13 protein-coding genes are annotated in these 13386 nt (G+C 40.0%); 11 read left to right on the top strand and 2 right to left on the bottom strand.

Annotated features, from left to right (window positions below; all coding sequences use genetic code 11):
- The first annotated feature begins 299 nt into the window (after positions 1–299).
- From NOS7107_RS12860 to prfA, 7 genes are all read left to right on the top strand, one after another.
- On the top strand, positions 300–1247 hold the full coding sequence (locus tag NOS7107_RS12860) for a DNA-directed RNA polymerase subunit alpha (protein WP_015113408.1): 948 nt from the start codon (positions 300–302) through the stop codon (positions 1245–1247).
- 36 nt (positions 1248–1283) lie between these two features.
- Positions 1284–1634, top strand: a complete 351-nt coding sequence (gene rplQ / locus NOS7107_RS12855) for a 50S ribosomal protein L17 (RefSeq protein WP_015113407.1) — start codon at positions 1284–1286, stop codon at positions 1632–1634.
- Between the two features lie 50 nt (positions 1635–1684).
- Positions 1685–2512: a tRNA pseudouridine(38-40) synthase TruA gene (truA, locus tag NOS7107_RS12850; protein WP_015113406.1), complete on the top strand. Its 828-nt coding sequence runs from the start codon at positions 1685–1687 to the stop codon at positions 2510–2512.
- Between the two features lie 77 nt (positions 2513–2589).
- Complete coding sequence (gene rplM / locus NOS7107_RS12845; RefSeq protein ID WP_015113405.1) at positions 2590–3045, top strand: 50S ribosomal protein L13; 456 nt, start codon at positions 2590–2592, stop codon at positions 3043–3045.
- Complete coding sequence (gene rpsI / locus NOS7107_RS12840; RefSeq protein ID WP_015113404.1) at positions 3045–3461, top strand: 30S ribosomal protein S9; 417 nt, start codon at positions 3045–3047, stop codon at positions 3459–3461. The genes rplM and rpsI overlap by 1 nt, the downstream gene beginning before the upstream one ends.
- Before the next feature lie 193 nt (positions 3462–3654).
- On the top strand, positions 3655–3894 hold the full coding sequence (gene rpmE, locus NOS7107_RS12835; RefSeq protein ID WP_015113403.1) for a 50S ribosomal protein L31: 240 nt from the start codon (positions 3655–3657) through the stop codon (positions 3892–3894).
- Positions 3895–3987: 93 nt separating this feature from the next.
- The gene (gene prfA / locus NOS7107_RS12830) at positions 3988–5088 is read left to right on the top strand and encodes a peptide chain release factor 1 (RefSeq protein WP_015113402.1); all 1101 of its coding nucleotides are present in this window, start codon (positions 3988–3990) and stop codon (positions 5086–5088) included.
- Positions 5089–5191: 103 nt separating this feature from the next.
- On the opposite strand, the gene NOS7107_RS12825 is transcribed toward prfA, so the two are convergent.
- Positions 5192–5938, bottom strand: coding sequence for a type I restriction enzyme HsdR N-terminal domain-containing protein (locus tag NOS7107_RS12825; RefSeq protein WP_015113401.1), 747 nt, complete (start codon positions 5936–5938; stop codon positions 5192–5194).
- Positions 5939–6028: 90 nt separating this feature from the next.
- A complete protein-coding gene (locus NOS7107_RS12820) occupies positions 6029–8050 on the bottom strand; it encodes a hypothetical protein (RefSeq protein WP_015113400.1) in 2022 nt (673 codons plus the stop codon).
- A 223-nt stretch (positions 8051–8273) separates the two neighbouring features.
- Between NOS7107_RS12820 and NOS7107_RS12815 the strand changes: the two genes are divergently transcribed.
- The 4 genes from NOS7107_RS12815 (at position 8274) to gpmI (ending at position 13264) form a co-directional block, all read left to right on the top strand.
- Complete coding sequence (locus NOS7107_RS12815; RefSeq protein WP_015113399.1) at positions 8274–8774, top strand: hypothetical protein; 501 nt, start codon at positions 8274–8276, stop codon at positions 8772–8774.
- Positions 8775–8808: 34 nt separating this feature from the next.
- Positions 8809–9624: an Rpn family recombination-promoting nuclease/putative transposase gene (locus tag NOS7107_RS12810; protein ID WP_044500770.1), complete on the top strand. Its 816-nt coding sequence runs from the start codon at positions 8809–8811 to the stop codon at positions 9622–9624.
- 133 nt (positions 9625–9757) lie between these two features.
- Positions 9758–11452, top strand: coding sequence for an ABC-F family ATP-binding cassette domain-containing protein (locus NOS7107_RS12805; protein ID WP_015113397.1), 1695 nt, complete (start codon positions 9758–9760; stop codon positions 11450–11452).
- Between the two features lie 213 nt (positions 11453–11665).
- Complete coding sequence (gene gpmI / locus NOS7107_RS12800; protein WP_044500769.1) at positions 11666–13264, top strand: 2,3-bisphosphoglycerate-independent phosphoglycerate mutase; 1599 nt, start codon at positions 11666–11668, stop codon at positions 13262–13264.
- Positions 13265–13386: the final 122 nt, after the last annotated feature.

Here is a 13386-nt window from a genome sequence, read left to right as displayed (position 1 = left end):
ACAAAAACAAGAAGTTTAATCAAAAATTCACCTGTAATAGCTACTAAGGCTTTGATGTGAAGGCAAAATAACTTCTGATGGCTTGGGCGGGAAAAAGCCAGTTAGCTCTTCCCAGGGGGAGAGCTGCTGTACTTTCTAAAACGCCATATTTATGGATAATCGCCCGCAGGCAAAATTAGGAAATCAAATATTGCGATCGTAGTGTTGGCAGTTTGAACAACCTAAAAAAAGCTTAGGGCAAAAGTAAATTGAATAGGCAATTAATTGTTAGCAGCACCTTAATTAAGGGAGGCTACTCCGTGGCGCAGTTTCAAATTGAATGTGTAGAGTCTAGTACAGAGGAAAGTCGGAGCCATTACAGCAAGTTTGTCTTAGAACCCCTAGAGCGTGGTCAAGGCACAACTGTTGGTAATGCACTAAGGCGAGTGTTACTGTCCAATTTAGAAGGGACAGCCGTTACCGCAGTCAGAATTGCTGGTGTTACACACGAGTTTGCCACAGTTCCGGGTGTGCGGGAAGATGTGCTAGAAATCTTGATGAGAATGAAAGAAGTCATTCTCAAAAGCTATTCTTCTCAACCCCAAATTGGCAGATTACTTGTTACCGGGCCAGCAACAGTCACAGCAGCCCATTTTGATTTACCTAGTGAAGTAGAAGTCGTTGACCCTACCCAGTATGTCGCTACTCTAGCTGAGGGCGGTAAGCTGGAAATGGAATTTCGGATCGAAAGAGGCAAGGGTTATCGCACTGTAGAAAGAGGAAGAGAAGAAGCTACATCTTTGGACTTCTTGCAAATCGACTCGGTATTTATGCCAGTCCGAAAAGTCAACTACAGCGTTGAAGAAGCCCGTGCCGATGGCTCGATTACAAAAGACAGACTATTATTAGAAGTCTGGACAAATGGCAGTGTATCTCCCCAAGAAGCACTATCCTCAGCTGCTAGTATTCTGGTAGATTTGTTCAACCCGCTAAAAGATATTTCTTTAGAACCAACAGATATTGGTTCTGATGTTCCAGACGACCCAACGGCTCAGATTCCCATCGAAGAACTACAACTTTCTGTGCGTGCATATAACTGTCTCAAACGCGCACAAGTGAATTCTGTAGCAGACTTATTGGATTTTACCCAAGAAGATCTGTTAGAAATCAAAAACTTTGGTCAAAAATCTGCGGAAGAAGTTGTAGAAGCCTTGCAACGACGCTTGGGAATTACCTTACCGCAAGAAAGAAGCTCCAAACACAGCTAAAGCAAAACCTTTCATAGTTCATCGTCAACTATTATTATGCGTCACCGTTGTCGGGTTAAAAAACTTGGTAAACCAGCTGACCAGCGTCGCGCTCTGCTGCGTACCTTAGCCACTGAGCTAATTCGTCATGGTCGAATTACCACCACTTTGATTAGAGCGAAAGCTTTACGAAGTGAAGTAGATAAAATGATTACCTTAGCTAAAGATGGCTCCTTAGCATCACGTCGAGCAGCTTTAGGTTACATATACGACAAACAACTAGTTCATGCTTTGTTTGAGCAAGCTCCTACTCGGTATGGTAATCGTAGTGGTGGTTACACCCGGATTTTCCATACTGTGCCTCGGCGCGGAGACAATGCCGAAATGGCAATTATTGAACTGGTTTAAGTCAAAGGTCAATAGTCAAAATGACGAATGACAAATGACACAAAATCTGTATGTTAGAAACTGACCAGCCAAAACAAACTCAAAGGGTAGCCTTGGTAATTCAATACCTAGGTACTCACTTTCATGGTTGGCAACGACAAAATAGTCAGCGTACAGTCCAAGAAGAAATAGAAACAGCGATCGCGAGTATTCTGGGTTATCATGTCACCCTGCATGGAGCAGGACGTACTGATGCCGGAGTTCATGCGGCTGCACAAGTAGCTCATTTTGATGCTACAGGTTTAATCCCGGCTCACAAATGGTCAGCAGTTCTCAATAGTTATCTGCCGCCAGACATCATTATTAGGGCTTCAGCCGCCGTAAGTAACGCCTGGCACGCTCGTTTTAGCGCAGCTTATCGGCGATACCGCTACACGATATACACTGAAAAACGACCGAATTTATTCGTTCAACCCTTCAGTTGGCATTATTATCATCACCCTCTGGATGAATTATTAATCCAGTCTGCGATAAGGCCTCTGCTGGGTAAACAGCATTTAGCTGCCTTCCATCGGGCAGGCTCCAAGCGATCGCATTCTTGGGTAGAAATACAAGCCGCAGAATGCCATCGTATTGGATCATTGCTCAATATAGAAATTCAAGCAGATGGATTTTTATATGGCATGGTCAGGCTGTTGGTGGGAATGCTAGTACAAGTAGGTGCTAAACAGCGAACCCTGGCTAACTTCACCGAAATTTGGCAACAAGAACGTCGAGAAGAAGTAAAATACGCCGCACCTGCTCAAGGTTTGTGCTTGTTGCGCGTCGGCTATCCTGATTTTCCTTTTTCTCCCGATATTTGGTATGACACCCAGCCAAAAATGGTTTTTAGTCATTAGTCATTGGTCAGTAGTCAAACAAATGACAAAGGACAAATAACAAATGACAAATAACAAATGACAAAGGACAAACAAACATGAGTAAAACCTACCTTCCACCTCAAGATTCTCTTGAGCATGAGTGGTACATAGTAGATGCTACTGACCAACGTCTTGGTCGCCTCGCCAGCGAAATTGCCATGATTCTCCGAGGCAAAAAGAAACCTGAATATACACCTCACATAGATACTGGTGACTTTGTGATTGTAATCAACGCCGAGAAAATCGCAGTCACAGGTAAAAAGCGGACTCAAAAACTTTATCGTCGCCATTCTGGTCGTCCTGGTGGGATGAAGACTGAAACTTTTGCCAAGCTGCAACAGCGTATACCCGAAAGAATTGTAGAACACGCGATTAAGGGTATGTTACCTAAGAATAGTTTGGGTAAGCATTTATTTACTAAGCTGAAAGTTTACGCTGGGCCTACTCATCCCCACGAAGCTCAACAACCCAAACAATTAAAGATTAGTACAATTCCTGGAGAACAAAGTTAATGGTAGTAGCAGAAGCAAATAGCGGTCGCGCCGTGTATTGGGGTACCGGCCGTCGGAAGTCAGCAGTAGCAAGAGTACGTCTTGTTCCTGGTAGCGGTCAACTAACAGTCAATGGCAAATCAGGGGATTTATACTTTCAATTTAATGCGAATTATTTGGGAGTCATCAAAGCCCCTTTAGAAACACTAGGACTAGAAAGCGAATATGACATCTTGGTAAAAGCTGAAGGTGGTGGCTTAACTGGTCAAGCTGATTCTATCCGTTTGGGTGTTGCCCGCGCTTTGTGCCAACTAGACCCAGAAAATCGCTCACCTTTAAAAACCGAAGGTTATCTAACTCGTGATCCTAGAGCTAAAGAGCGTAAAAAATATGGTTTACACAAAGCTCGGAAAGCTCCTCAGTACTCAAAACGATAAGTTACTGGGTTGGGTATGGAAAAGTCAAAAGTCAGCAGTGAGTCGCTGCGTTGGGCGGGTTTCCCAACTTGGAGCAGGTGGCGAACTCCTTCGGAGTTAAAAGCCAGAAGCGTTTTCCCTTTTGACTTCCGCCCCCTCATCTTTAACTCGATCAAAAAGTTATAATTTATATAGATTCACCACAAAAGGAACAATGGCTAAACCTGATATTCATCCCCAGTGGTATCCAGAAGCTAAAGTCTACTGTAACGGTCAAGTTGTCATGACCGTGGGTTCTACTAAACCAGAATTACACGTTGACCTTTGGTCTGGAAATCACCCTTTTTATACTGGTACTCAAAAGATTATCGATACTGAAGGTCGCGTAGAACGCTTCCTGCGGAAATACGGCAAGTCAAGCGAGCAAGGCTCCGGCGACAAAAAGAAAAAGTAGCGGTTTGGCTCTGCTGTTAACGACGACCCTGCGAATGCTGGGTCGATTGTCATTTTTTGAGCCAAGTTGTTATTTGAAGGAGCGATCGCTTTTATGGCTGAATCATACCTGCTGGAGAAATTAAAATCTGTTGAACAAACCTTTAATGAACTGACACGCCGCCTTGCTGACCCAGATACCGCGAAAAATCCTGATGAGTATCAACAAATAGCTAAGGCTCGTTCTTCTTTAGAAGAGGTAGTGAATACCTATGAAACTTGGAAACTAGCCCAAGAAGACTTAATTGGGGCGCGTCAGGTTTATAAAGAAGCAGCCAGTGACCAAGAAATGCAAGAAATGGCAGCACTGGAAGTTAGTGAATTAGAAGAAAAAATAGAATACTTAGAAGCTCGCTTAAAAGTATTATTACTGCCCCGCGATCCCAACGATGAAAAAAATATCATGTTGGAAATTCGCGCTGGGACTGGTGGTGATGAAGCGAGTATCTGGGCTGGCGATTTGATGCGGATGTACACTCGTTATGCTCAAACTCAAGGTTGGAAAGTTTCGCTGGTGAGCGAATCTTTGGGAGAAATGGGCGGTTGGAAAGAAGTTATTCTCGAAATTAAAGGTGACAACGTTTACAGCCAGTTAAAGTTTGAAGCTGGAGTGCATCGCGTACAGCGTGTACCAGTCACCGAGGCTGGTGGACGGGTTCACACATCTACAGCCACGATCGCAATTATGCCAGAAGTGGATGAGGTGGAAATTCACATTGACCCCAAAGATATTGAAATGACCACGGCTCGTTCTGGTGGTGCTGGCGGACAAAACGTCAACAAAGTGGAAACAGCCGTTGACTTAATGCACAAACCGACAGGAATACGAATTTTCTGTACAGAAGAGCGCAGCCAGTTGCAAAACAAAGAACGAGCGATGCAAATTTTGCGGGCGAAACTGTACGAAATGAAGTTACGGGAACAACAAGAAGAAGTAACTTCGATGCGGCGATCGCAAGTTGGCACAGGATCGCGATCGGAAAAGATCCGCACTTATAACTATAAAGATAACCGCGTCACCGACCACCGCTTAGGTCAAAACTTCTCCTTAAACCCTGTTCTTGAAGGTGATTTAGAGACGGTAATTCAATCTTGCATCTCTCAAGATCAGCAAGAACGTTTAGCGGAGTTAGCAACTTCTGGGAATATGAACTAACCTTTGTTTTAAAAATTAATTTAACTGAAAACCGTCTGGTGTGTTTTTATCTTTAATGCACAGGCGGTTTTTTAATGAGGTATCAAGCATTAGTTTGAGCGTCTTATATTTTCCCATAAGTGATAGAAATTAGTTTATCAAATTCCTGTGAATTAAAGCTTTGCTGCTTTTTAGGAGATTTACCATATACATAGCAATAAACCTTTTCATTTTGAATTTCAAAAAAATAGCCTGATATTTGTAACTCTTCTTCTTTAAGCTTAAAAATTATTGTGTTTAGCTTATATTTTCCATATTTCTTAACAAGATAAGTAAAACTTTCAAAATTTCCATTTATAGCTTTTTTAAATTCAGATGTGTCCTTTTCTAACGTATTAGAAGTTTGCAATATTAAAGGCGGTACATCGTCAAGGCTATTCAAATATTTACTGGTAAATACTCCATCTTGTTTTGTATAGGCAATAATTTCAGAGTAATTATATAAAATACCAATTTCTGCACTAGATTTTTTTAAGTATCTTTCAATCTGCGCCTTGTGATTAGATAAATTTTCATCTTCTCGCTTGACTTCCACAATCATTATCGGAGGACAATATGGGTTAAAATATGTATTTATTACAGTTTTATATATTTCTATGTCATGATTATTAGATTCAACTTTTATATTAATTTTATTGGGAAATAGGTTCCTTTTATTTACTAGGAAATATATAAATAATTGTCTAACTTTTTCTTCTGGTCTTCCATCAATAACAATTTCCTTCCCTCTAATCAAACATTTTGTATATTTTGTATAGTTTCTCTTGTATATGTTTAGTATTTTGGATACTTCTTCATTTAAAGTTGCCATATATAGTAGAGTTTGTTTATTTATAAATTGCCTTTGGGGACACAATATTGTTGTGTCCCTTTGTACTTAAAGCAAAGTGAATTTGGTTGTTTATTTTTCTCCAAAAAAGCTTAATATTCTAGTCACTAATTCTGCCCAATACTGCCCTGCTTTAATTTCTAAAAATATATTTAAGCTTTGATCGGTTTCAAGTTTATACTTAAAGGTTTGGCATACATTATCCCCATATTTTTCACCGGGAGACCTTACCTTACCCTTTTCATTAATTAGAGCCATCCAAAAATCCGAGTCTTTGCTTTGAGGTGATAATTTTCTGATAGCTTCCTGTTCAATTTCTATTCCTACGTCACTTATGAAGTCATCATAAAATAAGTTAAATTGTATAACTAATTCAGGAATCAGCGTCTTTAAAGACTCATTTGTAGATTTAAGCTCATTCAGGATTGTTTCTAATTCCTGTTTTGCTTGTTTGGTAAACTTTCTCAGCATTTCATCTTCATCTATTCCTTCTGCAACAACTTTCATATCGTAATAAATATCTATATCTCTTGGTTCATAGTAACCGAAGTTGCTATGTATAGCGTGCTTGGTATTCCATGCTTTATAAACATTACGATAGTATTCAATGTATTTATCAATAAACTCTTGATAAACAAAACTAGGTACTCTTTTATTTAAATAGCGTAAATCTTTTATCTTTTGAATAGCGTTTTTAATAGCGTTGATTTCAAAAATTGTCAAAGCATCGCCATTCTTTATTCTCGTAAAGCTTTCTTTAATATCCTTAATTTCCTCTAATAAAATATCTTTTCTACGTTCAATTACACCTGCTATAGCTTCGATAAATAAATTTTTATCTTCTTGTATATCTTCTTGTTCATAGGTTTCATTTAACTTAACTATATCATCACGGTAATATCTCAAAGCATCGTAAAATAAGATATTGTCGAGGTAAAAATCTAAGTTAATTCTTTTGAATGTTGCATGAATTTCCTCTTTTCTAATTTGAACTCCTGTATCATAATCGCCATCGCATTGGTTTACTTTTTCAGGTTCACTTTTACGAGGTAATACCAACGTTACAAATCTATGATGAAAATCTTTAGATTTAGATGTTAAATAATAACCTATTAATTTACTAATATTAGCTTCAGGTGCATCAGTGAAGGGAGTTACAAAAAGACAGATAGTATCTTGGTTTTCAATATATTTCTGCAAATCTTTACGAATAGGATTTTCATCAAGTCCTTTCGTATCAACAACTGAATCAAACTGAAATAAGTTTGACCCAGATAAAATATTATGGCTGACATAAAGATATATTTTTCTGGGGACAGCAAATTCTTTTAACTCGCCATTATTAATGGCGGCGAAGGTATTTTTTATCCAATCCTGCTCACCAATTTGATTATCAAAGTCAATTAGAGTTGTATTTCTAGATTCAAGATTTGCATTACTCAAGGCAAGTTTTTTAAATTCATCTAATCCTAATTTATCAAACTCTTCTTTTGCTGAATCAACTGTTTCTGTTTTCTTTTTTTTTCCATCATAAATCTTTTTATAGTGTAAGTTCATATCTATAACATTCCTAATAGCTCTTTCAACTTCTTTAGAAATAATTATTTTTTGCTCTGCTTGATCATTGTCTTTATCTTGTTCTGCAATATAATCGCAGAATTCAAAAATAAGATTTTCCATTTCATCGATTGTATAAGGCTCTATCTCGATATAAGTATTTTCCGCAGATTTGATAATTACTTCACAGATAGTAGTTTTACCTGAACCCGTGGAGAGTAATTCTTTGGTTTCCATTACAATTCGAGATTTCCCAGCAGCATTAGTCTTGGAAACTTTGAATTCACTGATTAAATTAAATAAATGACAGATAGCTGTCGTCTTTCCTTTACCGATAGTACCTATAAAAGCTATTTTATATTTATCAATACTAAGTATTTTTTCAATTTCATCTAATCGCTCTAATTTAGATTTCAGGTTATTAATACAAATATGATTAGGTATATTAATATTTGTATTACTTGAAATTTTCTTAATTTCCTTGCTCAAGTTTTGTTTTAGAGATGCAATTTCTTCTTGCCACGTTGTTGTCAACATACTGTTTACCCTGTTTAAATACTACTTACAGTATGCCCACTATGATTGAATAACTAACAAAAGCCTCATAAAATCGCTAAATGCCCTTTATGAAGAACTAGATACCCGACTTCTTTAAGGAGTCGGGTATCTAAACCAGGAGTTATTTCTCTAAATTTTACGACTGGCGAGTCAGTATAAATAGTTTTAAAATGGTGAGCATTAAATTTTTATAGGTGCAGCTATGTCTTTGCTACGTAATGAGCCTTCGGATTGGCAATCTGATCCAGAAACATCTTATATACCTATTTATCATAAAGGTAGTTTAGTTGGTTTCTTTAAGCAAGAATATGTGAATGAAATTCTTTATTTTTTAAATGAAGAAGAGGTTTTAAAAAAAGCTCTCAAAAAAGCTTGTGGTGATTTACTAAAAAAGACTGGTGGCGATACAAGTAAGGTTAATTATTTAGTACAAAAATATATAAAAGTTAGTGAACGTCCTAAATATGGGACGAGAGCGATCGCACTTTTACTACAAGAGCGACAAAAAGAACTTGACCTCAACAATCAGGAATTTGCTAAATTCTGCGATACCTTTAAAATTTCTCCTACAGAACTCAATAACATTTATGCGGGAGAAGCTATTGATGATAATTTGTTAGCGCCGATATCACGAGTATTAGGAATATCCAAAGAGCGCGTCCAAGAAGTGCGGGATGGTGGAGAAGCCCAAACAGGTACATAATTATTTATGTAAAATTATCTACTCTTCTCCATCTGTGAAAACAGACAGCGTATTTTATCGCCTATTTCAAGAATTTCCCGATATCTTCTTTGATCTGATTGGGAATTCTCCTGATACTGCTAGTATTTACCAATTTTCGTCAGTTGAAATTAAACAAACAGCATTCAGAATTGATGGTGTATTTGTTCCAAATGTTGAAATTGATCAGCCTATTTACTTTGTGGAAGTGCAGTTTCAAGCAGATACAAATATTTATTCGCGCTTGATTGCCGAAATATGCTTGTATTTGCGTCAAAATCAACCTATCAATGATTGGAGTGCTGTTGTTTTATACCCAAGCAGAAGTGTAGACACAGGAGATATCAAACACTACAGAGAATTTTTTATCAGTCAGCGAGTTAGGCGTATTTATCTGGATGAATTAAGCTCTGAACCGTCGCTACCAATTGGCATTGCAACTGTTAAATTAATTGTCACATCTGAAGACACAGCAATCATAGAGGCTAGGGAGTTAGTAGAAAGGACAAGATTAGAAATAAACTCACCAATAAAACAACAGCAATTATTACAATTAATAGAGACTATCTTGTTATACAAGTTTCCCACGATGACTAAAGAGGAGATGGAGAAAATGTTTAGCATCAGTGAATTAAAAAATACCAGATATTTTCAGGATGTTTTTCAGGAAGGGAAGGAAGAAGGTAAGCAAGAAGGAATCGAAGAAGGTCAGCGCCAAGAAAAGCTAAGAATGGTCGCTCGCTTTTTGAAACTGGGTTTGACAGTGGAACAAGTAGCGGAGGAGCTTAGTTTAAGTATTGAAGAAGTAAAGCAAGCTGCACAAAATTTGTAAGTAACCAAAATTCAGTAGTAGTTGAGGTTAATTACAACTTACTAGGAGGAATTCTTGGTTAATTTTTGTTAATATTGGACACGGTGTTGGTACTTCGTCCTTAACCATCTATTTCCTACCTGAGAGAAACTCGATGCTGCGACTCGAACATATCAGTAAAATTTATCCAACAGGCGAAGTCCTCAAGGATATCAACTGGGAAGTCAAACCAGGCGATCGCATTGGCTTAGTCGGCGTTAACGGTGCGGGAAAATCTACCCAGTTGAAAATTATCTCTGGGGAAATGGAACCTACCGCTGGCGAAATCATTCGTCCTGCTAGTTTACATATCGCTTACCTCAATCAAGAGTTTGAAGTCGATCCCAGCCGCACCGTTAGAGAAGAATTTTGGACAGTATTTAAAGAAGCAAACGAAGTACAGTTATCTCTGACGCAAGTGCAACACGATATGCAAACTGCGACACCAGAGGAACTGGATCGACTGATTAACAAGTTGGATCGTTTGCAGCGTCAGTTTGAAGCTTTGGATGGTTACGGTTTAGAAGCACGCATCGGCAAAATTTTACCAGAGATGGGATTTGAGCAAGAAGATGGCGATCGCCTCGTTAGTGCTTTTTCTGGTGGTTGGCAAATGCGGATGAGTTTAGGTAAAATTCTGCTGCAAGCACCGGATTTACTGCTGTTAGACGAGCCAACAAACCATTTAGACTTAGAAACCATCGAGTGGCTAGAAACTTACCTCAAAGGCTTAACAACGCCGATGGTGATAGTTTCTCATGACCGCGAATTTTTAGATCGCCTCTGTACGCAAATTGTCGAAACTGAACGCGGCGTTTCTAGCACTTACCTGGGTAACTACACGGCGTACTTGCAACAAAAAGCCGAAAATCAATCAGCACAACTGAGCGCTTACGAACGTCAGCAAAAAGAACTTGAGAAACAGCAAGCCTTTGTTGATCGATTCCGCGCCAGTGCTACCCGCAGTACTCAAGCCAAAAGCCGGGAAAAACAACTAGACAAAATTGAGCGCATCGAAGCACCCATTGGTGGAGTTAGAACTCTGCATTTTCGTTTTCCCCCAGCGCCTCGCAGTGGACGGGAAGTTGTGACCATTAAGGATTTAACTCATACCTACGATGATAAAATCTTATTTCTGGGAGCGAATCTGCTGATTGAAAGAGGCGATCGCATTGCCTTTTTAGGCCCCAACGGTGCGGGAAAATCTACCCTATTGCGAATAATTATGGGTACGGAACCAGCCACCGAAGGCAGTGTTAGCTTAGGCGACCATAATGTGATTCCTGGTTACTTTGAGCAAAATCAAGCCGAAGCTTTAGACTTGAAAAAGACAGTTATGGAAACTATTCATGATGAAGTTCCTGACTGGAAAAACGAAGAAGTCCGCACCCTCCTCGGCAAGTTCTTATTCACTGGCGACACTGTATTTAAATGTGTTGAAGCCTTAAGTGGGGGAGAAAAAGCACGTTTAGCCTTGGCAAAAATGCTCTTGCGTCCAGCCAATTTGCTGATTTTAGATGAGCCTACCAACCATCTAGATATTCCCGCAAAAGAAATGTTGGAAGAAGCGCTGCAAAACTATGATGGGACAGCAATTGTAGTTTCCCACGACCGTTATTTTATTTCTCAGGTAGCTAACAAAATTGTGGAAATTCGGGATGGTGAATTCCGCGTTTATTTAGGAGATTATCACTACTACCTGGATAAAATCGCCGAAGAGAAAGAACAAGCAAAATTAGATGCGATAGCTGCGGAAAAAGCTGCTAAGAAAGCAGCCAAAGCAGCCAAGGCTGGCAGTAAGAAAAAATAAAATATCAAGTTAGTAGTATCACCCTAGTTTTACTACTAACTAATTAACCAACATGGAATATCACAAAATATATGTAACAGTTGCAAAAATTTAAAAAAATCTAAAAAATCTCTCAATAAGTTATAAAACAAGTTAATAAGCAGAAATTCACTTGCAGCTGTGGTTAGCAGTGGTATCATTCGGGTATTACAAAAAGTAAAGGGCAATTTTATTATGACCAAGGCACCTGTTGCTCCTGTGGTGCTAGTCATTTTAGACGGATGGGGCTACTGCGAGGAGACGCGAGGAAACGCTATTGTGGCGGCGAAAACGCCTATTATGGACAGCTTGTGGGTGGCGTACCCGCACACCCTCATCCGCACATCAGGAAAAGCCGTAGGCTTGCCAGATGGTCAAATGGGTAACTCAGAAGTTGGTCATTTGAATATTGGCGCTGGGCGAGTTGTTCCACAAGAGCTTGTACGCATCTCCGATGCAGTAGAAGACGGTTCAATCCTCAGTAACCCTGCACTGGTCAAAATTTGCCAGGAAGTTCGTTCTCAAAATGGCAAGTTGCACTTAGTGGGTCTTTGTTCTGATGGAGGGGTACACTCGCATATCACCCACCTGTTCGGACTACTTGACTTAGCCAAGGAACAGCGAATTTCAGAAGTTTGTATCCATGCGATCGCCGATGGTCGGGATACTTCCCCCAGCGAAGGGATCAAAGCGATTCAACAACTGCAAGATTACATCGATCGTGTGGGAATTGGACGCATCGCTACCCTCAGCGGCCGTTACTACGCGATGGATCGCGATCGTCGTTGGGATCGAGTCAAACGGGCTTATGATGTCATGACCCAAGATGGTGCAGGCGATGGTCGCACAGCCGTACAAGTCTTGCAAGCATCTTACGCCGAAGGGGTGACAGACGAGTTTATTAACCCAGTTCGCATTGCTCCTGGTGCAGTTGAACCAGGAGATGGGGTAATATTTTTTAACTTCCGCCCTGACCGTGCTAGACAATTGACTCAAGCCTTTGTCAGTTCTGAATTTACAGGCTTTGAACGCCAGCAAATTCAGCCAATATCCTTTGTTACTTTTACCCAGTACGATTCAGACCTACCAGTAACAGTAGCTTTCGAGCCGCAGAATTTAACTAATATTCTCGGTGAAGTCATTGCTAATCATGGTCTGAAACAGTTGCGTACTGCGGAAACCGAAAAATACGCCCACGTTACTTACTTCTTTAACGGCGGTTTAGAAGAACCTTTTCCAGGGGAAGACCGAGAACTTGTCAGCAGTCCAATGGTAGCGACCTACGACAAAGCCCCAATTATGTCAGCCGCAGCCGTCACAGATGTAGCGATCGCCGCCATTAAAAAAGGCATATACTCTCTTGTTGTGATTAACTATGCTAACCCAGACATGGTAGGGCATACTGGTCAAATACCAGCCACAATCACCGCAATTGAAGAAGTTGATCGCTGTTTGGGTCGCCTTTTAGAAAGCATCATCAAGGCCGGTGGGACAACAATTATTACCGCCGACCACGGCAATGCTGAGTATATGCTAGATGAAGAGGGTAATTCCTGGACGGCGCATACTACCAACCCAGTACCGTTGATTTTGGTGGAAGGCGAAAAAGCGAAAATTCCGGGACATGGAACAAATGTCGAACTGCGTAGCGATGGCAAGCTGGCCGACATTGCACCTACCATTCTGGACATTTTACAGCTGCCTCAGCCACCAGAAATGACCGGGCGATCGCTCGTCAAACCAATCGAATTTGACTTAAAACGCGATCGTACCCCTATGCCAATTGGTATGTAAAAAATGCTGAGTGCTGAGTGCTGAGTCATCTGACTTCACTCAGCTTCATTCTGCACTGCTGATTATGGCAAGAATTTTGGGAGTTAAGAGTTAAAAGTAATACACTAGAACCTTTTTAACCC

Origin of the sequence: Nostoc sp. PCC 7107 (assembly GCF_000316625.1) — a bacterium.
GTDB lineage: Bacteria > Cyanobacteriota > Cyanobacteriia > Cyanobacteriales > Nostocaceae > Nostoc_B.
Note: the sequence above shows the minus strand (reverse complement) of the source record. Positions and strands in the feature narration are given on the sequence as shown.